Origin of the sequence: Paracoccus sp. MBLB3053 (genome assembly GCF_031822435.1) — a bacterium.
Taxonomy (GTDB): Bacteria; Pseudomonadota; Alphaproteobacteria; order Rhodobacterales; family Rhodobacteraceae; genus Paracoccus; species Paracoccus aurantius.
This window is the reverse complement of the sequence record NZ_JAVQLW010000006.1, coordinates 73297-97067: the sequence shown is the minus strand read 5'-3', so window position 1 is coordinate 97067 and position 23771 is coordinate 73297. Positions and strand designations below refer to the sequence as shown.

Annotated in this window: 22 protein-coding genes; 7 read left to right on the top strand and 15 right to left on the bottom strand. The window is 60.3% G+C overall.

Features of this window, described 5'->3' with window-relative positions; translation table 11 throughout:
* Positions 1–37 precede the first annotated feature (37 nt).
* Together RGQ15_RS22215 and RGQ15_RS22210 are read left to right on the top strand one after the other, a co-directional pair.
* Positions 38–532, top strand: coding sequence for a copper chaperone PCu(A)C (locus RGQ15_RS22215; protein WP_311163087.1), 495 nt, complete (start codon positions 38–40; stop codon positions 530–532).
* 49 nt (positions 533–581) lie between these two features.
* A complete protein-coding gene (locus tag RGQ15_RS22210; RefSeq protein ID WP_311163086.1) occupies positions 582–1934 on the top strand; it encodes a PepSY-associated TM helix domain-containing protein in 1353 nt (450 codons plus the stop codon).
* A gap of 70 nt (positions 1935–2004) precedes the next feature.
* Here RGQ15_RS22210 and RGQ15_RS22205 read toward each other — a convergent pair whose 3' ends face one another.
* The 5 genes from RGQ15_RS22205 to RGQ15_RS22440 form a co-directional block, all read right to left on the bottom strand.
* On the bottom strand, positions 2005–2559 hold the full coding sequence (locus RGQ15_RS22205) for an LLM class oxidoreductase (RefSeq protein ID WP_311163085.1): 555 nt from the start codon (positions 2557–2559) through the stop codon (positions 2005–2007).
* Between the two features lie 1018 nt (positions 2560–3577).
* A complete protein-coding gene (locus RGQ15_RS22195) occupies positions 3578–5239 on the bottom strand; it encodes a DUF1254 domain-containing protein (RefSeq protein ID WP_311163084.1) in 1662 nt (553 codons plus the stop codon).
* Between the two features lie 135 nt (positions 5240–5374).
* Positions 5375–6253, bottom strand: coding sequence for an outer membrane protein (locus RGQ15_RS22190; RefSeq protein WP_311163083.1), 879 nt, complete (start codon positions 6251–6253; stop codon positions 5375–5377).
* 89 nt (positions 6254–6342) lie between these two features.
* Positions 6343–8712 (bottom strand): arylsulfatase, encoded by a 2370-nt coding sequence (locus RGQ15_RS22185; RefSeq protein WP_311163082.1) that lies wholly within the window; start codon positions 8710–8712, stop codon positions 6343–6345.
* 248 nt (positions 8713–8960) lie between these two features.
* Entirely contained in the window at positions 8961–9236 is a 276-nt protein-coding gene (locus tag RGQ15_RS22440; protein WP_409201374.1) for a helix-turn-helix transcriptional regulator, read from the bottom strand.
* Positions 9237–9424: 188 nt separating this feature from the next.
* Between RGQ15_RS22440 and RGQ15_RS22180 the strand changes: the two genes are divergently transcribed.
* Entirely contained in the window at positions 9425–10423 is a 999-nt protein-coding gene (locus RGQ15_RS22180) for an AraC family transcriptional regulator (protein WP_311163081.1), read from the top strand.
* A 254-nt stretch (positions 10424–10677) separates the two neighbouring features.
* On the opposite strand, the gene RGQ15_RS22175 is transcribed toward RGQ15_RS22180, so the two are convergent.
* Positions 10678–11142, bottom strand: a complete 465-nt coding sequence (locus RGQ15_RS22175) for a hypothetical protein (RefSeq protein WP_311163080.1) — start codon at positions 11140–11142, stop codon at positions 10678–10680.
* A gap of 295 nt (positions 11143–11437) precedes the next feature.
* On the opposite strand from RGQ15_RS22175, the gene RGQ15_RS22170 reads away from it, so the two are divergent.
* The 3 genes from RGQ15_RS22170 (at position 11438) to RGQ15_RS22160 (ending at position 14722) form a co-directional block, all read left to right on the top strand.
* Positions 11438–11725: a co-chaperone GroES gene (locus RGQ15_RS22170; protein WP_155040647.1), complete on the top strand. Its 288-nt coding sequence runs from the start codon at positions 11438–11440 to the stop codon at positions 11723–11725.
* A gap of 38 nt (positions 11726–11763) precedes the next feature.
* Positions 11764–13401 (top strand): chaperonin GroEL, encoded by a 1638-nt coding sequence (gene groL, locus RGQ15_RS22165; protein ID WP_311163079.1) that lies wholly within the window; start codon positions 11764–11766, stop codon positions 13399–13401.
* A 598-nt stretch (positions 13402–13999) separates the two neighbouring features.
* On the top strand, positions 14000–14722 hold the full coding sequence (locus tag RGQ15_RS22160; protein WP_311163107.1) for a hypothetical protein: 723 nt from the start codon (positions 14000–14002) through the stop codon (positions 14720–14722).
* Between the two features lie 522 nt (positions 14723–15244).
* On the opposite strand, the gene RGQ15_RS22155 is transcribed toward RGQ15_RS22160, so the two are convergent.
* On the bottom strand, positions 15245–15427 hold the full coding sequence (locus tag RGQ15_RS22155) for an excalibur calcium-binding domain-containing protein (protein WP_311163078.1): 183 nt from the start codon (positions 15425–15427) through the stop codon (positions 15245–15247).
* 306 nt (positions 15428–15733) lie between these two features.
* On the opposite strand from RGQ15_RS22155, the gene RGQ15_RS22150 reads away from it, so the two are divergent.
* Positions 15734–15940, top strand: a complete 207-nt coding sequence (locus RGQ15_RS22150; protein WP_311163077.1) for a cold-shock protein — start codon at positions 15734–15736, stop codon at positions 15938–15940.
* A gap of 269 nt (positions 15941–16209) precedes the next feature.
* Here the strand turns inward: RGQ15_RS22150 and RGQ15_RS22145 are convergent, their stop codons facing one another.
* From RGQ15_RS22145 to RGQ15_RS22110, 8 genes are read right to left on the bottom strand one after another with little or no spacing between them, the layout of a single operon-like run.
* Complete coding sequence (locus RGQ15_RS22145) at positions 16210–18243, bottom strand: type IV secretory system conjugative DNA transfer family protein (protein ID WP_311163076.1); 2034 nt, start codon at positions 18241–18243, stop codon at positions 16210–16212.
* Between the two features lie 11 nt (positions 18244–18254).
* Positions 18255–18413 carry a hypothetical protein gene (locus tag RGQ15_RS22140; RefSeq protein ID WP_311163075.1) on the bottom strand — a complete coding sequence of 53 codons (159 nt, stop codon included), beginning with the start codon at positions 18411–18413 and terminating at the stop codon, positions 18255–18257.
* On the bottom strand, positions 18410–19417 hold the full coding sequence (locus tag RGQ15_RS22135; RefSeq protein ID WP_311163074.1) for an ATPase, T2SS/T4P/T4SS family: 1008 nt from the start codon (positions 19415–19417) through the stop codon (positions 18410–18412). The genes RGQ15_RS22140 and RGQ15_RS22135 overlap by 4 nt, the downstream gene beginning before the upstream one ends.
* Positions 19417–20748: a TrbI/VirB10 family protein gene (locus tag RGQ15_RS22130; RefSeq protein WP_311163072.1), complete on the bottom strand. Its 1332-nt coding sequence runs from the start codon at positions 20746–20748 to the stop codon at positions 19417–19419. The genes RGQ15_RS22135 and RGQ15_RS22130 overlap by 1 nt, the downstream gene beginning before the upstream one ends.
* A 3-nt stretch (positions 20749–20751) precedes the next feature.
* The gene (locus RGQ15_RS22125) at positions 20752–21468 is read right to left on the bottom strand and encodes a TrbG/VirB9 family P-type conjugative transfer protein (RefSeq protein ID WP_311163071.1); all 717 of its coding nucleotides are present in this window, start codon (positions 21466–21468) and stop codon (positions 20752–20754) included.
* Positions 21461–22138, bottom strand: a complete 678-nt coding sequence (locus tag RGQ15_RS22120; protein ID WP_311163070.1) for a virB8 family protein — start codon at positions 22136–22138, stop codon at positions 21461–21463. Before RGQ15_RS22120 ends, RGQ15_RS22125 begins: the two co-directional genes overlap by 8 nt.
* A 38-nt stretch (positions 22139–22176) precedes the next feature.
* A complete protein-coding gene (locus RGQ15_RS22115) occupies positions 22177–23208 on the bottom strand; it encodes a type IV secretion system protein (RefSeq protein WP_311163069.1) in 1032 nt (343 codons plus the stop codon).
* Positions 23208–23741, bottom strand: coding sequence for a hypothetical protein (locus tag RGQ15_RS22110; RefSeq protein WP_311163068.1), 534 nt, complete (start codon positions 23739–23741; stop codon positions 23208–23210). The genes RGQ15_RS22115 and RGQ15_RS22110 overlap by 1 nt, the downstream gene beginning before the upstream one ends.
* Between the last annotated feature and the right edge of the window lie 30 nt (positions 23742–23771).

Sequence of the window (23771 nt, the reverse complement as noted above, 5' to 3'; positions counted from 1 at the left end):
TCGGGCGGCGAAGAAAACTCACTGACAGGTAATTCCCATGAAGTTCAATATTCTCGCGGCCCCCATGTTGGGCGCGCTTTTCCTTGGCCTATGCGGTGCTGCCGCCGTGGCAGATCCGGCTAGGCCGGCGGTATCCGAGGCCTATATCCGTGCCATGCCACCCAAAGCCCCGGTCGCGGGCGGGTTCCTGACCATCCGCAATGATGGCGCGGAAGGCGATCGTCTGGTCTCGGTTCGTTCGCCCCGAGCGGGCGAGGTGCAGATCCACGAGATGACCATGAATGGCAGCGTGATGAAGATGCGCGAACTGCCCGATGGCCTGCCGATCCCCGCCGGAGAAACGGTCGTACTGAAGCCGGGCGGCTTTCATCTGATGTTCATGCAAATTCCCGCGCCCTTTGCCGAAGGCCAGACCGTCGAGGCGACTCTGGTTTTTGAAAAGGCCGGTGAGGTCGCTTTGCCCTTCGAAGTCCGCGCCATGCGTCCTGCCCCCGCCGATCACGGGCATGACACGGGGCATTCGGGCCACTGAACAGACCTTTTGCGGCCTGCTGTTGCGGGCCTTGCATATGCGAGGACAGATGTCTTACTCGACCACTTCCGCTCGCCCGGTCATGGGCTTGAGCGATCTTTACCGGGCCGTCTGGCGCTGGCATTTCTATGCCGGGCTGCTGGTTTTGCCCTTCATGATCACCCTCTCGATCACCGGCGCGATGTATGTTTTCCGCGACGAGATCGACGATTGGTACCACGCCGATCTCAAGCGCGTGCAGGTGCAGGAAAGCCAGCGGCTGGCACCTTCGGCTCTGGTTGCCTCGGCGCTGGATGCGGTGCCGGGAAGCGCGGTGAAATATACCGGCCCCGCAGATGCCGGGGCCTCGAGCGAGATCACCGTCTCGACCGCAGGCGGCAGAATGGCGGTCTATGTGAACCCCTATAACGGGCTGGTTCTGGGGGCGATGCCGGACCGCTCGACCCTGATGTGGACGGTGCGGACCCTGCATAGCTTCAAATATTTCGGCACTTCCGCGCGCTATATCATCGAGATCGCGGCGGGTTGGTCGATTCTTTTGGTCGCCACCGGCATCTATCTGTGGTGGCCGCGCGGGCAGAAAGGCGGTGTGCTCTCGGTCCGGTGCAAGCCGCAGTGGCGGGTATTCTGGCGCGATCTGCACGCGGTGACGGGGATTTTCGTCGGCTTCTTCATCGTCTTTCTGGCCTTCACCGGCATGCCCTGGTCGGGCGTCTGGGGGGCCAAGGTCAATGAATGGGCCAATGGCAACAATGACGGCTATCCCGACGGCGTGCGGGTGAATGTGCCGATGTCGGGGCAAAAGCTCGACGGGATCGCCAAGACCGCATGGTCGCTGGAGCAGGCGCAGATCCCCGAAAGCACCGGCAGCGGAGTGGCGATCACGCTGGATGACGCGGTTGCCAAGCTCGACGCGCTGGGTCTGCATCGCGGCTATACCGTCAGCCTGCCGCAAAAGCCCGAGGGGGTGTTCAGCGGCTCGATCTATCCCGATGATCTGAGCCAGCAGCGCGTCGTCCATCTGGACCAGTATTCGGGCGAGGCCCTGCTGGACATGAGCTATGCCGATTACGGCCCGATGGGCAAAGCGCTGGAATGGGGCATCAACACCCATATGGGCCAGACCTTCGGGCTGTTGAACCAGATCATCCTGCTGGCGGCCTGCGCGGGGATCGTTCTGCTGGCAGTCTCGGCGGGGGTGATGTGGTGGAAGCGCCGTCCGTCTGGCTCGCTGGGCGTGCCGCCTTTGCCGCAGGATCGGCGGGTGTTTCGCGGACTGCTCGTCCTGTTGGCAATTGGTGGCGTGATCTTTCCGCTGGTCGGGGCCTCGCTATCGGTCATGCTGGCGCTGGATATGGCCTATATCCGGCTGCGTCGCGGTGGTCGCGCACTCAGCACATGAAATGAACCGGCCTCGGCGCGGAAGGCGTGCCGAGGCCCGGTTGAACTCCGCAACTCCCAAACTGCGCCAATCACTCGTTCAGATGGGCCTCAAGCGTTTCCCCCGTATAATCGGACCTGAATATGCCTTGGTGCACGAGACGTGGCAGAACTCCGTTCAGCGTCAGATCCAACGAACGTCGCGAGCCTCCGGGAACCGCGATGAACCCGTCGATTGCCCCGGCTTCGAACCAGTGCCGGATTTCTTCCGCAGCATCGTCCGGCGTGCCGATCACTTGCCAATGCATCGAGGCGAGCACCTCTGGTCGGTCCAGCAGATCGGAGCTTGTGGGGGCGTCGTCGCGAATGATTGTACGTAAAGTTTCGGCCTGACGCGTGCCGCGCGTGGAGGTGAAGCCTGCGGGCAGGTCGGCATCGCTGATCCGGCGATCCTCGGGCCAGTTCCGCAGGTCGAGGCCGATGATGTCCAGCACGTTTTTCATGCGTTGATCGGCACTGACCCTGCGATGGGTCGCGGCAAACAACTCCTGTGCCTCCCGCAATGTGTCACCAAGATAGAGGCTCAACCCCGGCAGCAGCCGGACATCCTTGGGCTGACGGCGATGCGCGATGGCCCTTGCGGTCAACTGCTCTCGCATCCTCAAGGCCGTTTGCATGTCCGGGGTCTGCATTACAGGATGGATCCGCGACAGCGGCCAGCGCGTCCCGCGTGGTAGTTTATGCGATTGTGATGGCGAACCGCGCGACGGCGGCAGATATGAGTCGTGCCTTCACGCATCTAGGGAACTGGTGCGGTAGATCGCGGCTCATTCGGACACTGCGAAATGCGACATGACCAATGCCAGCACGACGGCGGAAATGATTAAAACTATCATTGCGGGGTTATTCGACATGATGTGACCTGTGGGTCATTATGCTTGGAGATAAATCTGATAGATCACGCGACAGGCGGTCAAGCACTGGACGAATTACGACATACGAGGGTAGCATGAGGGCCACAGGGAGCTGAGGCAGGCCTCCATTCCGACGATGCAGCGCGGCAGCGCGTCGAACGTTTCCTAGAGGGCAAAACGCTTGATTTTCTTTCGGAGAACAACTTGGCCGGATCGGTTGAAGCCGACCAGATGGAACACGTTTTTCCCGATATCGACACCAACAACGGCGAGGTATGCAAGGCTTCCTTGTTTCTTGGCTCACATGGCTGTTTCTCCTTGTTGCACGGTTGATCCTGGTTTCAGGATAACCCAACGGTCGGGAAGCAGCCGGCACATCCCATTAGCCGACGGCCATCCAAACCGCAGGAAAGGCTTCGTTTCGCAATTGCAGCGAAAACGGGCTCCCTTTTTCTGCGGTTTGCGTGCCTGTGGTCCACGCTGCTCTGCTTCGCCAAGGCAAACGCTCAGGCAAGACGCAGCGAGGTTTTGATGGGAAACAACGGAGCAGGTATTGGCTGCGGCGCTGTCCGCTGCGGTTAGTTAAGATTGATCAGAGGGAAGCTGGCATTTGCCGCGCTGTGTCCCAACGAACGACATGCAGTGCAATGATTTAGCCTCCTTTCTCTTGAAAGCGAACGCTCACAACGCCTGTAACGCTCTTCTAGCGGGCAGCGCCAACGGACGCTGCCCGCTGCCTTAGGGTATTACTTTACTGCACGAGTTCGATCTCGCTGATGCGCCAAGTCTTGTCGAAGAACGGCTCCAGCGGGCTGTAGAGGCGCAGGCAAACGAACCAGCCCTTATCAGGGTCGGTCTGGATCCAGTTGCCCCGTGCCACACCCTCTGGTTGCGTTGGCGAGAAGTAGATCGTGGTCGAACCGTCGGCGGCAGTCTCGGCCGCGGGCGACGGATAGCTCTGGCTGCCTGCCCGCGGGTAGCGCTGTGGCGTGTCCAGCATCGAACGCGTCATGTTGTCGTAGACCGTCAGCGACCAGAAGTTCGCCTGCGGGATGTCCTTCGGCAACGTGACCTTGTAAGTCTGCGAGCCGTCGAAATAATTCTTTTCCGCATCTCTGGCCGTAATGAGGTATTGAGAGCCGATGCCTGTTAGCCGCATCGCCATCGCCGGGGTGATGCCGGTGATGCCGTAGAAAAATGCCGTGCGCGCATCCATTTGCCGGTAACCGGTATCCGGGTAGGGCTTTGCGCCCTCCGCTGTGATCTCCGGAATTGGTGTCTCGAACTCGTAGCCGCTTTCGAACAGCATGTTGTACCAGGACGAGTCCGGATAATAGAACCAGTCTGGGTCGCGTGGGTTCATCAGAAGGTTGCGCGACGCGGCGTTGGCCACGGCGACCGCATCGGTCATGATCCCCTTCATGCGATCATCCGGCGCGAATGGCTTCCCTTTGACGATGCCGAGGGCTGCGATCGGCCCCATCAGTTCCTCATCGAGCGCCGTGGCGGGTTCGCTCTGGACCACCTCGTTCAGAAGCTCGAAATAGCTCCAATCGGACGGCGGCAGGGTATTCATTACCATCCCCGTGCCTTCGTGGAAGACGGTTGCGGGCGGTTCCGAGATCTTGCCCAGTTGGACGTCGCCCTTCAGGAATTCCGCAATGGAAGTTCCGACCCCACCCGGCTGAAACGGATAGACCTTGGTCGATGCCTTGATCACCTCGACGGACGGCTTGGGGTCGCTTCCGCCTTTCAGGAATGAGCGACCGAACCAGAGGATGCTGTTAGTATTGGCGTGGGCGACAAAATATCCGCCCTGTGGGAGCGGGCCATCGTATCCCGGCGGGACAAGCAGATATTTGCCGCCAATCCCGCGGTCAGGGCCCGGGCTGCCCATGTCCGTCACCCAGTTGAACCAGGCGTCCTGCACGATGCCAAGGAAATCGGGCGGCGACTCGATGACAACGGGGCCGTCGCTGAGGTCGATCCAGCCCATGACGTAAATCGTGTCGGCATTCGGGGTAAGGAACAGCGATTTCGCATCCATCAATTCCGAAAAGACTAGCACCTCGTTATTTTTGATGCCCATGTCCTCCATGCCCCGGCGAAGCGCGCGGATGCTGACCCCCCGCATGGCATCCATGTAAGCACGATAGGCATAGGTGAAGTCGAGCTGATCGTAGAGCGCCTTGGCGGTTTCATCGCTTGGCACGCCGTTAGTGAAGTTGAAGGTTCCGCGCGACGTCTCGACGACATCAGGCGTGAGCAGAGCCGGGGGAATCGCCGCCGCATCCTGTGCCCGGAGCGGCGACGCCATTATGCAAGCCGCCGCGATGGTGAATGGCCATAGTCTGAACATGGAAAAAACTCCGTTGCCAGTTGTTCGTAAGAATTTGACCCAATTGCAGCACATTGATCCTTCAACGGCGTGCCTAATCCAGAAGCTAGCTCGTAACGTTCTATTTTATCGGCATTTTTCATACGAGAGCATTTGCCCGTTCGTTGGAAAAATGGCCTCGCACTCGTCTGCACGAGATTGCCTAAGTACCTAGAATTTATAGGCAATGCCGATGACTGGCCCATGGATGTCAATGTCCAGCTTGGCGTTGCGATCACCTTCTTTGACAATCGACAGATAGCGATATCCGAAGGCCGCATCCCAGTTCTCGCTGAGAGCGTAATTGCCACCCCCATAGACCTGCCAACTCAGGTCAGAAGAACTGTCGAAGCCACCGACATCCAGAAAACTCCGGAAAGACCACCGATCATTCAGCTTGGTTTCCCCGCGCAGGCCAATAATGCCGTCCGTCCATGATATCTGGGCGTCCGCCTCCCGTTCACGCGCATCGGTTGCGCTACCAAAATCCATATTGACGTCGAAATACCGGGCGCCTGCATAGAAATCGGCGCTGCTGCGATCATCCTCATGCCACCGATAGGCCGCGGCCAATGTGATCATCTTCACGGTTGTCTGTGTCGAGGCGGTCAAGCGGTGAATCAACCAGTCCGCCTCATGACTGAGGTCGATATAGACCAGATCTGCTAACAGGCCCCATTTATCCCGTCTCAACTCAGCGGTTCCCATGAACGCCATATCGAGGCGGGACAGGATATCATCCTGCTTGAGGTCGAGCGCCGGCTCACCATCCAAGCCCTGCTGAGCTCCCGAAATGACGGGTAGCCAGCCATAGAGTGTCGCCTGTCCGCTCCAACCCTCGCTTGTGTCGAAAGGCCGTGCAGTTGCTTGCGTGGTTGACGCGATGAGCGAACAGGTCGCGATAACGAGTCCGGTGGTGCGACGAAGCATCTTGACCTCCAGTTTGATCATCTTTGTGGAAAGCAGGCCTTTGCCTTTATTGTCGTGAAGTTTTCGGATGGTCTGCGTCCTGCAACACGGTCGATAGTTGTTCGAAAGCGGTGCCGTCATGGCTGAATAGCGATATTCAATTCAGACGCGTCGCAACCTTTGGCCTGGGGCGAGGTGGGTTTTCCACCCCGCCCCAGCGGGGCTGCTGACTATTTGTAGGCGACCTTCACCTGATCAATTGTCCCGTTAAAGGCAAATGGCTTGCGATCAAAATAGGCCTCGGAAACCGGTGAGTAGCTGTCTTGTCCGACATCGAAGGCATCATTTGCAGTGAAGGTCAGCGGGGCGGAGCGCGGCACGGTCCCTTTGGCCATCTCTGTCCCGTTCACGCGGATCGCAATATCAAGCGGCCCGGTATGATCTTTGCTCGTCTTGGTGGTCTCAACCTCAATAGTGATCTTACCCGTGGGCAGCGTACCCGTCGTTGCTATCTGGGTTCGCTCGATTTCAAAGAGGTTATATTCGTAGGTTAGCTTGCCCTGATCGACCCACAGCGCCAGCCCGCCTGAGAAGGCACCCAAGGCGTATAGGACACCTGCCGAATCCGGCTTCAGTTCGGCCTCGACGGTGACCAGATTGCTGCGCGCGCCCACTTTTGGCGCGGTGAATTCCGGCACTTGGATCACTTCCTGCGTATAGGTGAACTCCGTTGCCGGATTGTGCGGTGCATCCTCGGGGTGGAAGACGGCCGACCACAAACCGCCACCGATTGGGAAGACCTTGTTGTCTTTGGCATCAATGAGGAAGGCGTCCTTCAGTTCGTGGACCTTGTCGGGATTGTCAGCGGCGACGTCATGAGCTTGGGAGTAGTCTTTGCTGAGGTCATGCAGTTCCCAGCTGTCCTTGTCGGGTGACCACTGGAGGATTGCGGGATCGATTCCGGTCACCCAGGGCGTGCGGGGCCCGAAGACGGAAGCAATCCAATCGTCCTTGTAGTATGAGCGGCTGCCCATCACCTCGAAGTACTGGCCATGCTTTTGACCTGCTGCTTCGGGCGCATCAAACGTATAGGCCATGCTGATCCCGTCCAGCGGGTCTTGGGTGATGCCATCCACCGTCTTCGGCGGCGTAATGCCCAGCACGTCATAGATCGTCGGAACAATGTCGTTCACATGGTGGAACTGGCCACGCGGCTTTTTGTCCGGCGTGATATGGCCCGGCCAGGAGATCACCAGCGGCGTGCGCGTGCCGCCAAAATGGGCCGCCACCAGCTTGGTCGAGCGGTAAGGCGTGGACCCGGCCCAGGCCCATCCGGCATGATACATGTTATCCGCCTTGGGCGAGCCCAGAACGTCCAGACCGCCAAGATCGTCCATCGCCTTGATGTGATCCTTGATTTCGGTTTGGATGCCATTTTGGGCCAGCAACTCGCTGATCGAGCCGTTCTGTCCCTCGGCGCTGGAGCCGTTATCGCCCCAGACATAGAAGATCAGGGTATTTTCTCTCTCGCCGATTTCGTCCAGCGCTTTGAGCACTCGACCGGCCTGGGTATCGGCATGCTCGGTATAGCCTGCGAAGACCTCCATCAGCCGCAACTGGAAGGCGCGTTCGTCCTCGGGGATGTCGGCCCAACCAGCGAGACTGTCGGGACGCGCCGTCAGATTGGTGTCGGCGGGAATCCAGCCAAGGTCCTTCTGCTTGGCGAAAATATCCTCACGCATCTGGTCCCAGCCAGTATCGAACTTGCCCTTATACTTGTCGGCCCATTCCTTGAAAATGTGGTGCGGCCCATGTGCAGCGCCCGGCGCCCAGTAAACCAGAAATGGCCGGTCCGGGGTCAGCGCATCAACCTGCTTCATCCAAGATACAGCCTTGTCGGCCATGTCCTCGGTGAAATGGTAGCCTTGCTTGCCATGCGAGGGATCGAGGCGGACGGTGTTTTCAACCACTGCCGGTTCCCATTGTGAGGATTCCCCCGCGAGGAAGCCGTAGAAATAATCGAAGCCGACGCCTTCGCCCACCGGCCAGTTGGTATAGGGCCCGACAGTGGTGGTTTCATCTGCAGGCGTGTTGTGCCACTTGCCAAAGGCGGCGGTCGCATAGCCGTAGCCGCTCAGCACCTTCGCAACCGTTGCCGAGGTCCGAGGGATATGGCCGGTATAGCCGTCCCAGTCATTTGCCAGCTCGGCAATCTGCCCATAGCCGACACGGTGGTGGTTGCGCCCGGTCAGCAGCGAAGCGCGTGTCGGCGAGCACATCGCCGCGTTGTGGAAGCGGCTGAAGGCGACACCTTCCTCAGCCAACGCGTCCAAGGTCGGGGTGGAGATCGGCCCGCCAAATGTATGGGGCAATGCAGGGCCGACATCGTCGAGCATGATGATGACGATATTCGGCGCATCCTCTGGCAGGTGAGATTGCGGCGGAAGCGGATTATAGGTTGATTCCGCAATCGTCGGACCCGCTTTGCTGCCGGATGGCGCCGGGGGGAATGGCAATGCGTCCTGCGCGTGGACGCCCGTCGCACTGACCAGCGCTACAGCGCCAAAGAAACACAATCCCCGGAATTTCGTCACTTCCATCAAAGCACCCTCCCGATAAACTGATCTGTATTGTACAGGGTTAGCAGGCGAGCTGCCTTGCAGAACGACACCTTCCCAAGCGCCAAGGAGCGGGCCAGACGAACCGATGGAACCATTGGTCCCATACATATTGGTCTCGCGATATTAGCATCGATCACCAGACTCAGTCGAACAAGTACCACTGAAGCTTTAGCCGGCCATTGCTTACGATCCGCCGTCCGACCTTGCTGCTCATATCGCGCCACCAATTAGCTTTTTCTGTCCCCACGGAACTGACGTGGCGTTTGACCGGTCCAGCGACAGAAGGCGCGAGTAAAATTGCTTGGCGTCGAGTATCCAAGCCTTTCCGCGATCTCCTGCGCCGGAAGGTCAGTCTGGCGAAGAAGCGTGCTCGCGACTTGAAGCCGCACCTCATCTACCAGCAACCGGAATGTTAGCGATCGTGACTCGAGATGCCGCTGCAGGCTGCGGGGCGATGTACCGGCATGGCGGGCGACGCGTTTGAGGGATAGCGGCCCGGTCATCACGAGTTCGGCCATCAACCGCTGCAACTGTGAGGGAGGTGCTTATCGCGTGTGTTTCTGGGATGAACATCCGGATTCTGTAGATTTTGAAACTTCGTCCATTAATCATTTCACGCAACGACAACCGGGGCCGCTCGTTCCGCGCCACTGAATGGATGTGCTGAACTTGCGCAGCAGGAGAGAATTGAATGACGCAGCCGGCGATCGTGCGGGCCGCCTATCTGCAGGTGTTTATTGACCTGTTGCGGGAGATCGGGGTGCCGGTCACGCGTGCGCTTGAGCGCTCCGCGCTTCCCACTTGGATCGAGGACATGCCCGATGCCTATGTCAGTTTGCCTCTGGCAATAGACTGGGCGGTGCGCGGTGGTCGCGACGTTGAGCCCATGGAGTTCGGATACCGAGCTGCAATGCGGCAATCCCTTGCCACGATGGGCTCGGAATTCCGTAGAGCACTGCTGGATTCACCTACCGGGCTGGTCAGAATGCGCACATTTCTGAGCGCGGCGGTGAGGGAAGACAGCTCGCTCTCGACCCGATCGTGGCGCGAGCGGGATCACGTTCGCCTTGTCTGTAACACCTTACGCTTCGACGGCGGACCGAGCGCCTGTCTGGCGGAATGGGGGATCATTCAGGCTTTGGTGGACACCATGCGCAGCGTGGCGGGCCCGAAGTGGTATCCGGAAGAATTGACGTTCGTGTCCTCCTGCGTGCCAAGTGCCACGGTGTTCGAGGCCTACAGCAATACCCGCATAATGGTCGGATTTCCGCATACGTCGATTCTCGTCAAGGCAGCGGACCTAGCTCGTCCCTGCGCCGAGCGGGTTTCAGCCGCGTCTGATCCAACCGTTGAGAATTGGGAAATGGACTTCACTGCCCGTCTCCGCGCGGTCCTCAGGCCCTATCTCGGAGACGGCTATCCCTCCATCAACCAGACAGCGGAGATTATCGGGATGAGCAGCCGCACATTGCAGCGGAAACTGAGGTCGTTAGGTCAAACTTATACAGGGATTTTAGCCGGGACCCGGATCGAACAGGCAAGCAAACTTCTCTCTGATTCCGATATCAAGATTGTCGATATCGCGCTCGCGCTCGGCTATGAGGACCCACAGAATTTCTCCCGAATTTTCCGCCGGATGACCGGCATGACGCCGTCGGCCTATCGGCAGTCCGTATTGGCAGAATTGTAAGGCGGATGCCCTGCCCCCCGCAGGTCAGGTCGACGGTCTCCTCTTGGCTTGCGCCATCGCAAATCTAGGTGCTTGGCGTTTGTGCGACCGCATTGGCGACCGCTTAACGCGGAGGTGAGGCATTCGACTATGCAACATGCTGTTCCAGCTATGAGCCCCTCACCGACACTCGTTCCCCCTGCGGCATAGGCTTGCGTTCGGGAGTACTGTGAAGACATGCCGTCTTACTGAGAATCGCCGGATCGCGCAAAGTGTCAGTACCTGAGCCCCCGCCCCAAGAGTAGGAGCGCACGTTCCGCCTGCGGGTCGTCATCAGCTCTCAGCGGGTGTTCCCGGCTGATGGGTTTGCTGGCCTGAAGCACATCCAACATTTCGGGAAAGCCATGCGCCACATCCGGCATCCCCGCAATTTCATAGGCATTCTGTCCCAGCCCTGCATAATGGACGATCGTACCGCCATGCCGGGTCAAGCGCGCGGCAAAGAAAGCGCAGGAAATGAGGCACTCGTCGCCAAGCTCCCGCGGTTCAACCCGTCTCGCACGTCGTTGGACCATGTCCATCAAACGGAGTGTCAGGCGGTCTGGCATGATGGGGTGATCGATGTAGTGTGCGAGCGTCGATGCTAGATGAAATTCAAGCTCCGCGGACAGAGCGACTTGGCTTTCGCACATTCCCTTGATCACCACATCACGGGCAGCGGCGAGATATGTGTTCGTCATGCAACCCTCGGCATCACCCAGAACGAACTCTTCCCATGGTGAAAGCTTGGCCCGACCGCCGCAGTGGTCAAGCTTGTCCTTTCGACGAGCATCCTGAAATCACGGGGTATTGCGCGGAAGCCTCAAGATTCTGGCACTCGGATATCCTGAGTGACAAAAATCCCTTCGACACCCCTTGAAACCGCCCAGGAGCGTAGTACGTCATCTGTCGCGTGATGCCGCTAGGGTTACGCGCGGCCCTTCCGTTGACGCGTGGGGCCCTACAAACTGTTTGTCCAATTGAGGGAAAACAAACATGGCTTTCAAACCGCTGCATGACCGCGTTTTGGTCCGTCGCGTCCAGTCGGACGAGAAAACCAAGGGCGGCCTGATCATCCCCGATAGCGCCAAAGAAAAACCCGCTGAAGGCGAAATCGTCTCGGTCGGCGAAGGCGCGCGCAAGGACTCGGGCGAGCTGATCGCACCCTCGGTTTCGGCTGGTGACCGTGTTCTGTTCGGCAAATGGTCGGGCACCGAAGTCACGATCGACGGCGAAGAGCTGCTGATCATGAAGGAAAGCGACATCCTGGGCGTCATCGCCTGATTTCCGCTTCCGCGTAACCCATTCTAGGAGACGAACAAATGGCTGCGAAAGAAGTCAAGTTCAACAGCGACGCCCGCGACCGCATGCTGAAAGGCGTGAACATCCTCGCGGATGCCGTCAAAGTGACCCTCGGCCCGAAAGGCCGTAACGTCGTGATCGACAAATCCTTCGGCGCTCCGCGCATCACCAAGGACGGCGTTTCGGTCGCCAAAGAAATCGAACTCTCGGACAAGTTCGAGAACATGGGTGCCCAGATGGTCCGCGAAGTCGCTTCGCGCACCAATGACGAAGCCGGCGACGGCACCACCACTGCCACCGTTCTGGCCCAAGCGATCATCCGCGAAGGCATGAAGTCGGTTGCGGCTGGCCTGAACCCGATGGATCTGAAGCGCGGCATCGATCTGGCGACCTCGAAAGTCGTCGAAGCGATCAAAGCAGCTTCGCGCCCGGTCAACGACTCGGCTGAAGTCGCCCAAGTCGGCACCATCTCGGCCAATGGCGAGGCCTTCATCGGCCAGCAAATCGCCGAAGCCATGCAAAAAGTTGGCAACGAGGGTGTGATCACCGTCGAAGAAAACAAAGGCATGGAGACCGAAGTCGAAGTCGTCGAAGGCATGCAGTTCGACCGCGGCTACCTGTCGCCCTACTTCGTCACCAACGCCGACAAGATGATTGCCGACCTGGAAGACGCCTACATCCTGCTGCACGAGAAAAAACTCTCGTCGCTGCAGCCGATGGTCCCGCTGCTGGAAGCTGTCATCCAGTCGCAAAAGCCGCTGATCATCGTCGCTGAAGACGTCGAAGGCGAGGCTCTGGCCACGCTGGTCGTCAACAAGCTGCGTGGCGGTCTGAAAATCGCTGCCGTCAAGGCTCCGGGCTTCGGCGATCGCCGCAAGGCCATGCTGCAGGACATCGCGATCCTGACCGGCGGTCAGGTCATCTCGGAAGACCTGGGCATGAAACTGGAAAACGTCACCGTCGACATGCTCGGCCGTGCGAAGAAAGTTACGATCAACAAGGACAACACCACCATCGTCGACGGTGCTGGTGAGAAAGCCGAGATCGAAGCCCGCGTTTCGCAGATCCGTCAGCAGATCGAGGAAACCACCTCGGACTACGACCGCGAGAAACTGCAAGAGCGCGTCGCCAAACTGGCCGGTGGCGTTGCCGTCATCCGCGTCGGCGGCATGACCGAAATCGAAGTCAAAGAGCGCAAAGACCGCGTTGATGACGCCCTGAACGCGACCCGCGCTGCGGTTCAAGAAGGTGTCGTCGTCGGTGGTGGCGTGGCTCTGGTTCAGGCTGGCAAGGTCCTTGAAGGCCTGACCGGTGCGAACTCGGACCAGGACGCCGGCATCGCCATCGTCCGCCGCGCTCTGGAAGCTCCGATGCGTCAGATCGCTGAAAACGCTGGCGTCGACGGCGCTGTCGTTGCCGGCAAAGTCCGCGAGTCGAACGACAAGGCCTTCGGCTTCAACGCCCAGACCGAAGAATATGGCGACATGTTCAAGTTCGGCGTCATCGACCCGGCCAAAGTCGTCCGCACCGCGCTGGAAGACGCGGCCTCGGTTGCTGGTCTGCTGATCACCACCGAAGCCATGATCGCCGAAAAGCCCGAGCCCAAAGCGGCCGGCGGCGGCATGCCCGACATGGGCGGCATGGGCGGCATGATGTAATCATCCGCTCGTCGCAAGACAGCGAAGGCCGTCCCTTTCGGGGCGGCCTTTTTGCTATGAGGGCTGTAGCGTTCGCAAACGGTCCATCCCTCCTGCACTGGCTCCCTCTGCTCTGCAGATAGCTGCGGCAAGCCCGAGTGACTGACCTCGAGAGGCGACACGGCGGCGGTAACGTATCAACTGGCTGCTTTGGGCCGGGAAACGATTATGCCCTTCATTGCCTGCGACGGCTTTATACCGGCAGTGTGGCACTACCGCCTGAGGGGGGCTATTCGCCGATCAGCGCCGTCTCAATGTTCTCATCGTCGCCGTCGGACCTCAGGGCGTCAGCGATCAGGTGATCGACCGTATTTTCGAAGTACGCCACCAGTTCCGCGTGCAAAGAGCTGTTCGCGTTTCTCCAGCTTGGCGCGGATGTCTTCAGATCGATTCATGTCGTTCCCCATTCCTGCAATCGGACCTGCCGCGTGCCGCTGGCCGGGTCAATGACCAAGCACCTATCCAGCGGGATAGCCTGTTGGGTCCTTTTGTCCGTCGCGATTGTTCCCTTCTCGCGGAACGGATGGTGTCGCTCAGTGCTCTGTGGCAGCATCCTGCCATGATCGAATTTCGCACGCTCGCCGATGACCATCCTGACCTCGGGCATTCGCCGCTTCTGCGAGGCGCGCTCCTGATACTTCAGTTCGCGCGAGAGCATGGTTCCATCGGCCTGACCAAGACCATGGCTTTCAAGCGTGTCTTCGTTCATTGGGCCGTCGAGCATTTCGATTGGCCCGGGAAGTCCGCCGAGGAGATGTTCCGCTACCAGAAGGTCATCAACGAATATGAGTTTCCTCCGCTCGAGCTCCTGCATTTTCTCCCGATTTCACTGCGGCTGGGGCGTCACTACAAGGGTGAGTTTCGGATGACCAAGCGTGGGGCCGAGCTGGTAGATAGCCCCGGCCGCCTGTTTGCCGACTTGATCCCATACTTCGTGCTGCAAATCGATCACGCGTCCTACGCACGCTTCGACGACCGTCCTGTCGGCACCTGGGATATTTGGATGAACGTGATCAACATGGAAGCGGACCACGGCACGACCGAAGCCGCGCTGTTCGAAACCTTCTATGGCGAGGCCCATGACTGGCACACTGCAGGCTGGCGAGAGATGGGCGCGTTTTCGTCATGCGTCCTGAGACCGCTCGCATGGGCGGGGCTGATCAGTGAGATACGTGAAGGCGATCTCGGGAGCCGGGTCTGCCACGTCTTCAAGACCCCGCTCTGGCGCAGCGCAATCCGTCTTGAAACGGACGTCCAGCTTTCTCCGATTTGCGTTCAATAGACACGTCTTTACGCAAGGCGAGGCGGGTCTCATGATCGCGGAATGCAACATCGCTCCGCAGGCGCGGGAGGCAGTCATTCCATTCCCGAAAACAGGCCTACGCTTCCGTGATACCCTTTTCGTCTCCCGCAAGCTGTAATCTGGGCAATGGATTTTCGCCCGCCGGTCGGCGGGGCGGGTCAGTCTTGCGGGGCAGGACACTGCTTGTTGTATGAATGACCGTTTCGGTGAAGCTGCGGTACGGCACCAGGGGGCGCACCCGATGACCGCAATGGGCGGGATGGACGTAGGGCGTTGCAGGTAGATCCCAATCAAATCCAGGAGTGCATTAGGCAGGACTGAGTTCATGGACAGCAGGTTACTCGACGCGAGCCTTCACTGGCGCGGTAAATACGTCTGCTCATTCGCGATCCCGTCAGGATGTCTGCGATCAAAGTGCCACATTGATTTATGTAGAAGGCTTCGTCCAACCGCGCTGGTGCGAAAGCAACAGCGGCAATCGCGTTCAGCAATGGGAACGCGTCAGTGGCGCAGAGATTCGCAAGCGATGCCGTCGTTGTCGCGGTCGAGCCAGTATTCGCCGCCTTTGAGCGCCGCTTGGGCTTCTTCCCAAGTACTGTAGTCGGAGCAGCGAGTGGGATTCCGGGCCTCGGCCGCAGTGACGGTCGAGGCGGTGAGGACGACGGCAAGGATCAGGTGTTTCATGGTAGTCTCAATTAATTCTGCCTTGCCCTTAACACTCGTCCCGGCGAGGTACGTCATGGCCTTTCGGTCAGGTCGTATCTGGTGCGGCCAATGCAACCGCAGAATTTTTTTGGTGCAGCCCGACGCCCCTGCTCAGTGCAGTCCGCTCCGTCTATAGTAGCAAGTCGACCATCGGGCGTTGCCACCGCGCCACAGCGCTCGCAGGGGGCGGCGTCGCAGGGGCGATCAGGTTGAAAAGCCGTTTGTCGCACTGATTGTTTTGTGCGATCGAAATGGCAGTGTTATCGAAAATAGCAGGATACGGACATGGCTACGGGCGTTGTAAAGTGGTTCAATAATGACAAAGGGTACGGGTTCATCCAACCCGACGCGGGCGGTTCAGACGTCTTCGTTCATATCTCTGCCGTTGAGCGCGCCGGTATTCGTAGCCTGCCCGATGGGCAGAAAATCTCCTTTGAAGTTGAACGCGGCCGCAACGGCAAGGACAGCGCCGTCAATCTGGCACTCATCTGACGGGAAGTTGCCGTAAGATCGTCGGGGCGGGTTCCGGCCCGCCCTCGCGTCGCCAGTACTTTGGCGTCCCGATAAGTGCAGAATAACGCGCGCCGAAGTAACGCCACGCGTGGCCAATCTTTCGCTAACATGGCGGCAGCATTGTCCTGACAGGGTGTGGGCCTTGGTCACGCCCCGCATTGCGCCAAAAGCGGAATGCAGCCGCGATAGTCTTCAGCGGCGCAGCGCCTCTCACAAAAATTCGGGAATGTGTTGTTGGCACCACCGGATCATCCGCCAATCTTCCGCAGCAGTTTTTCCTCGATCCCCTGCATGATCTCGCGGGCATGGGTTTCCTGCGGCTTCAAAGCCCGCAGCATCTCCTCGGCGCTCAATGTGGAGCCCTCCTCAAGCAACTCCTGCAGAACGGTTTGCGCCGTTGATCCCGATGCGAATTCCCCAGGTTCAGGTGACGGGACGTGTGGGACGGCGGTTCTCGCCGCGTTGCTATCTTCTGTAAGTTTCGGATCCGTCTCTTTCCTAACGACGGTCCCGGCGGGCAGGGTGAGTTCGGGCGCGGCGGGATAGGAGAGCGGCGCGCGGCCCTCGATGCGCCGTGTCAGATCCTCGACGGTTTCTCGCAAACGCCGCAGGCCTTCGCCTTCGCGCGAGGGATAGGGCAGGGGTCCCTTCTGCGCCGCCATCAATCCCTTAAAATAGGGATCTTCATAGTAGACGATGCGCTCGGCGATGATCGGATGCTGACGCTCGGGGATCAGGATGACCTTGTCGCGATCGAGCTTTTTCAGCTCGTCTGGACTCATCAACGGGCGCTCCTCATTGCGCCGCGAGATCGAGCGGCGCAGTAAACCCGAGCCATCGCGCGAAAGGCTGTCGCTGATTGCGAGCTTGGTGGTCTTGCCGAGGCCCTCCGAGACCTCCTCGGCGGTCTTCTTCTCGTTCGGGGCGAGATAGAGCTTGATACCGGCCGCGGATTCGATGCCCAGGCGCTCATTTTCGGAATAGGGCGTTGATTCCAGACCCGGGATGGATTGGGTGATGATCGAGACCCGGCCGCCATGACCGGCCAGCTGTTTCAGCGATTGGACGATGATCGGCATCGGCCCGAGCTGGTCAAATTCATCGAGCATGATCTTGACCGGCCAAGGCTCCTGGACCGGGTCAGGCATGCTGGCGCGCAGCGTGGCGATGAGCTCACCAAAGAAGAGCCGGATCAGCGGGGCCAGCGTCTTGATGGCATCGGCATTGACCACCAGATAGACCGCCATCGGCAAGCGGCGCAGATCGGCGAAGGAAAAGTCATTGCCGCTGGTGGCGCGGTCGACGGCGGGGTTGTTCCACAGCGACAGCCCGGCCCCACTCAGCACCGAGGCATGCGAGCTGAGCGTGCGGTCGGAATAGCCGGCGAATTTGCGGAAGGTCTGGGCGGCGGAGATATGTGTCACCTCCTCGGCATGGGCGGCATAGGCGCTCGAAGTTGCCCCCTGACCGAAGAGAATGCGGCTGATCTCGCCGATGGTCGGGCGGCCGCGTTCGATGGCTAGGAGGCCTGCTGCAATGAAGAGATCGCGGCCCTCGGTCAGAAAATCGCCGGCGCTGCCCTTGTCGGAGACGGTGAGGAAGTAATCCGCGATCTTGGCAAGCTCGGTATAGCATTCATCGGCATGGCGGATGCGGGCAACGCGTTCGAGCGGGTTATAGCGATGCGAGGCATGGTCAAAATCGAAGGGCGAGAAATAGAAGATCGCATCGCCCTGGGTCTGACGATGGCGCGAGGTCGCCTCAAAGAGCTCGCCTTTGACGTCGAGCACCACCATCGAGCCGGGGAAGAGCAGCAGGTTCGGGATGGCATAGCCGACACCCTTGCCCGCCCGGGTCGGGGCAACGACGAGGCAATGCGGGAATTTGTCGTAATCCGCCGCAATCATCGCTTTGTTGGTCTTGGGCTTGCCAAGCTTTCCGAAGACGAGGCCGCGCCCGATAGGCTGTAACAGCCCATTGCGGCGGATTTCGGCATTGCTCTGAAAGTGCGCCTGGCCGTACTCGGTCAGCTTTTGGCCGAAGGAGAGGATCAGCGTAAAACCAGAAAGCAGCGCGGCGCCGATCAGACCGAGCCGGTAGCCCGAGGCCCAGGGTTCATCCCCGATCTTGTCCCAGCCCGGGAATTGCCGGAGGAGCAGAAACATATCGCCATTCGACGTGTTCCCCCCGGTCTCGAGCTGGACCCAGAGCCCACCGGCCATCAAGCCGAGAAGAGCACCGGCCAGAGCGGCAACTGGCAAAACGATCAACAGTTGCGGCATGCCAGACCCCCTCAATAGCCGAGCCAGGCAAAGAGCTCGGCGGTCAGGGTGAACCTCTCTCCGAGATCCTGGCGAACCTCGTCGGGATCATGGCCATGGGCGCGGATCAGACGCTCGGCCTCGGGTTCGGACAGTTCGGGATGATCCGCGGCGAAATCCCAACTGGTCATGCCTCATCTCCGTGATCGTCATCGAGCCCAGGAAACCACAGTTCAAGAATGCCGCGCCTATGGCCGATACGGCCGGCCTGGATCACCAGATCGATCGAGCCGGAAAGGTAGCGCAGCACCTCGGCAAAACTCAGACGGGTACCCGTTTCCAGGACGAGGAGGGCCAGCTTGTCAAAGGCTTTGCGGGCGGTTTCGGCATGAAGCGTGGTGAAGGAGCCGCCATGGCCAGAATTGATCGCACCGAGATAGGTGACGGCCTCGCGGCCGCGCAATTCGCCGAGGATGATCCGGTCTGGCCGCAGGCGTAGCGTTGCCTGCAAGAGCTTCTCGGCCGAGCGCGGCGAGGTATCATCGCGGCTGGCGACAAGGCTCACGTGATTGGGCTGCCCGGGCATCAGCTCGGGCGCGTCCTCGATCAGAACCAGACGCTCTTCCGCCGGGATCATCCATTGCAGCCTGCGGGCCAGCTCGGTCTTGCCGGTGGAGGTGCCGCCAGAGACGAGGATATTCAGCTTTTCGGCGATGGCGGCCCGCAGAAAAGCGTCGGGATCCCCATCCCGTTCAACGAGCATGCGAATGGCCCGGATCTTCTCGCGCCTTGCCGCCTCTGAGGAGGTCTCCGGGGCGCGCAGGAAGGAAAATCGTTTCGGCTCGTCCCTTTTAGCGCGCGCCCGGAACAGGCGAAAGGCCAGCACCGCGCCTTGAACTGAGGCCGGCGGCAGCACGGCCTGAGCCCGCAAGGTTGCGCCCCGAAACCCTACCGTCGCCGAGACCATCGGCGATTGCTCGGTCAGAGCCTGACGCACCTCATTGGCAATCTGGCTGGCGAGATCACTGACCGCGCGCGGGGTCAGGGTGAGATCCGAGACCGCGGACATATGGGCGTCACCGCTGCGCTCGATCCAGACCCGACCATCGGCATTGATCGAGAGTTCGATGGCCACTGGATCCTCGATCAGCGGCGCGAGCGGTTGCAGATAATGTTCGAGAAAACCCGCCGCCATCAGAAGAGCTCCAGATCATGATTGACCCGCACGATCACCACTTGGCCCTGATCGAGGGTGATGGTGGGCGGGCGGTTGAGATAGCCCGCCATTGTGCCGTTCAGAGCATTGGATGCACCCTGGCCGATGCCGGAATAGAGCTCGGCAAGAGTGTCGCTGTCATGCTCCTCCTCGCCATCATTGGCGGCGGCCTCAAGAACTCCGGGCAGCGCCCCGATCACCGAGACCATTGTCGCCGCGCCAAAACGGCTGAGCGTATGGTTTCTGACCTTGCCAGTCAGGCCGGAACGGCCAACCCGGTCACTGCCATAGGCTTCCAGCCGGACGGTCAGGCCATCGGCGCGGATTAGCCGGTCCCAAGCGATCATCACCCGGCGCTGGCCTTGGCTGATCTCATTGGAATATCGGCCATAGAGCTTGGCGCCGCGCGGGATCAGCACCTGGCTCATATCCATCGACCAGACATCCTGACTGACATTGGCAACGACATTGCCGGGCAGGCTGGTATCGACCGAGGTTTCGAGCGTGGCCTCGATCATCGTGCCCTGCACCACGGTTTGGCCGGGATGGGCGATGCGTTCGGCTTTGGTGATCTCGGCGCGTCCCGCGCCCCCGCGCAGAAAATCGGGCGATCCGGCAGCGTCCGATGCAGCGCTTCCCGACTCCATGCCTGCGGCAGGATCAGCGCCATTTACCGCGGCATTGCCACCCGCGCGGAAAGCGACCATCGGCGAATTGATCTGGCGCTGGCGCTCCTCTGCTGCTTCCTGACGGCGACGTTCAAGATCGGCGAGACGCTGCGCTTCGGCCTCGGCCGCCGCCTGATCGGGCAAGCCGAATTGCGCGGTGTTTAACAATTCCTCTTCGAGACGGCGGCGTTCGGCCTCCGCGTCGCTGAGGGCCTGTTCCTGTTCGGCCGCCTTGGCTTTCTCGGCCTCCACCTCGGCCTGCAGCTTTTCCACTGCCGCCTTGTTCTCGCGCTCGAGACTGGCGAGGCGCGCACGCAATTCCTCGAGCGCCGGGTCCGGTGCCATTGCCGGCGCGGGTTTGATCGGCTCGGCAGCGGGTTGCGAAACCTCGGGCTGCGACCTCGTCACCGTAAAACCCGCGAGACCGGGATCTTGCTGGAACTCGGTGACGCTGGAGGTCGGCAGGCTTTCGACTTCGGCCTTATCGGCCGCACGCGGCATCATCGCCCAAGCGCCCATCGCCGTACCAATGACAAGCGTCGCTGTCGGTATAAGATAGGGCTTGAGATTGCGCTTGGTTCGGGTCGGCGATTTCAGCCGGGCAAGCCGTGCCGCGACTTTGTCCTCCTGATCCTCGACCATGGCTTACTCCTCCTGGCCGTTGATGCAGATATAGTCGTCGCCATAGCGCAGCACCCAGCGTTCCGAGCGCGCCGCAACGGTGATGATCTCGGCCTTTGTGCTGCTGTTGACGGAATATTCGCGGCCTTTGCTGTCGACGCGAAACAGCGACGGCATCGGGGCACCGGGCGGGATCTGGAAATAGGTCTTCTGGCCATCATCCGAGACCCCGACCGGGGCGAAATCCGCGCCTGAGCTGCCCCGCGAGACCGCGTAGCGCATTTTCTTCGGTGGTGCGGTCGGTAGAGGGCGGACACTCGGGGCGGCGCGGTTGCTGCGGCCATCGCCCGGGGCGTTGAATTTCACCGACCAGTTCGGGGTGGCGCGGCTTTCCGAAACCTGCAGGAAGTAGAAGCGGCGATTGGTCTCGACGGTGACATTGGTCGAGGCCCCTTCGATCACCGGCTTGATGGTGAAGACATTGGCGCCTTCGAGCTTGTCGATCTGGAAGCTCTCGAGATCGCCCGCCGCGACCGAGCGGATTTCCTCGCCCTGTCCGAGTTCAATCAGGGTGATGTTTCGGATCCGGGTCGAGACATGATAGACCTGTCCCTCGACGAAATTGGCATAGGTGACGCGGGCATCGCGCGACCCGGCTTTCGGTCGAACCTCCGCCGTCGCGGTGAAGGGCAGGGTAGTGAGCAGCACAAGCGCCGTCGCGGCGTGGAAAAACCTAATCATCCTTCTGGGCCTCCAGGGAATCCGAGCTGACGCGATAGCCGGTCACGACAAAGCCGAACGGGTTCTGCCAGACCAGTTCGAGCGCGCTTTCCTGCGTCGGCTGGAAACGGTAGCTCACCGTGGCAGTGAAATTCCCCAGCCGGTCAGGCTGGTTTGGCTGGATCAGGGTTTTGACGAAGCGCACTTGGGCGGTGGTGTCATTGACCTGGTTGATCGAGAGCACCTCGAGCTTGACCCGGCCCGTCTCGCCGTAGAGCCTTGGCGGGTAGTTCGGGTTCTTGCCATCCCAGAGTGCTTGCAGTGAGGCCTGCGCCTCGCCACTCGATTGCCGCCAGGCGCGCAACATGCGCGCCTCATTGTCATTCGGATCATAGGTCTCGCGGGCGAGCACATAGCCATAGAGCAGGCTTTGGCTGACCGCATCGGCGTGCTCCATGGTGGCGCGTTCGACCTCGACGGCGCGGCTGGCGATGCCGGTGTCGCGATCGACGATGGTAAGATAGGCTTGGGTCTGTTTCAGCGGCAGAAGAGTGAGGGTGGTGGCAAGGCCGAGCATGCCGCAAGCCATGCCGCCGGCAGCGACGAGCCAGGCCAGTTTCTCCCGGCGGGTCGGCTCGATGAAGAGCTGTCTGGCGAGCAGCTTTCTCTCTTCAGACAAGGTGTCTGTCATGGATCTCTCCCGAGATGGAGGGGCTGGACCTTGCGCGGCTAGTTCCGGCGCATGAGGTCGAGGGCCGTGAGTTTCTGGCGCAGCGCCATGCCGGCCTCACGGGCCGAGCGCTGATGCGGAGTGGATTTGGCCTCCGTGAGGCCCGAGGGCAGGCCGGACAGCCCGGCGAGATATTGCTTGGGATGGGCGAGCCCGTGCACGCCCAAGGCATTGGCCCCGACCTGGCTTGGACGCTGCAGTGTGGATCCGGCGAGGCGCATGGCCTCGGGGGCGATCGAGGCGAGGTTCATCTGGCCGGTGATGTGATTGGCCGCTTCCGGGATCTTCATCAGGGCGAAGACCCCGACAAAGACCACGACCATGAAGCCCACGAGGCTGCTTAGATTGTCGACCTGCGTCTGGTCTTGGAACTGCTCGCCTGCCATGGACACAACGGCGGCAATCACTGCCGAGGCTGCGATCGGATACATCAGGTAGGAGACGAAGGAGGAAAGCCAGGCCTCGAAGAGCGGCTTGGTGCGATTGAAGATCGTGAAGATCATTGCCAGCGGCGCAACACCGAGCAGAAAAGCGATCATGATCTTCGCGAAACCGACGACCAGGACATAGACCGCCATCAATATGGCGAGGATGAGAAAGAAGAGGGCCCCGAGCACGCCGCGGGTGATCGATCCCATGCTCTTCATTACGCCGTCTGCGGTATCGCCCATGTCAGCTGCAAAGCCGTCCATGGCCGAATTGATGTCCGCCCCGGAGCCGGCAGCAATGTCAAAGAAGCTCAGCGCCAGATTGCCGCTGGCTGAGGTCAAGGCATCGTAGAACGTGCCGAAATTAGCCCAGGAGAAAGCAAACATGTAGACGAGGACGACCCGCGTCACGATCTGCAAGCTATCCTTGGCACTCATGCGATAGATGCCGAGCGCCATGTTCATGCCGATGAGCAGGAGGAGCAGGGTCACGAATATGGTCCAGAGCGGGCCGACGGCGGAAGCCGTACTCTCGAAAAATCGCTCGCCGGTCGCCTTCACACTGGCGTCGAGTGATTGGATGATATTGGTGACGAGACCCATCAGAAGGTCCCGCCACACATTGCTTCGACATCCGCACGGAGCTTGCGAGCCCGGCTGATATAGTCCCGACCGGCGGCGTGCCGGTTCCAGTCAACACCCTCAGTGGATTGCAGCTCTGCCTCGATTGCCTCCACGGCTGCGAAAGGCGCAGTTTTCCCTTTGCAGGTGCAATCGCCGGTGTCGAGAACCCGCCGCATCTGGGCGTAGACGTAGAACATGCGCCGGGCATAGGCATCGGGCGAAGCCGCTTTGAAGGCGGCAGATTCTACCACAGGGAGTTTGTCGCAGCTACTGTACGGCAGGTTTTCGGTCAGTGCCTTCGGGACATCCTGTGTCTCTGATTTCGGCGATAGCCGCAGAAAGTCCTGATCACGCCCCGCCGCCTGATCACTGGCCCCAAAATTCGGCGTCGCCTCATCCGCCAGGTGATCCAGCGCGGCGAAGGGGTTTTCGGTGGTCGACCCCTGCTGCTGCGCCGGATCTTGTCCCTGCGCCTGCCACACGGGAAGGGAAATGACGGCGGCGAGGGTCAAAGCGAGGACAGCGCCCCCGATCACGATGCG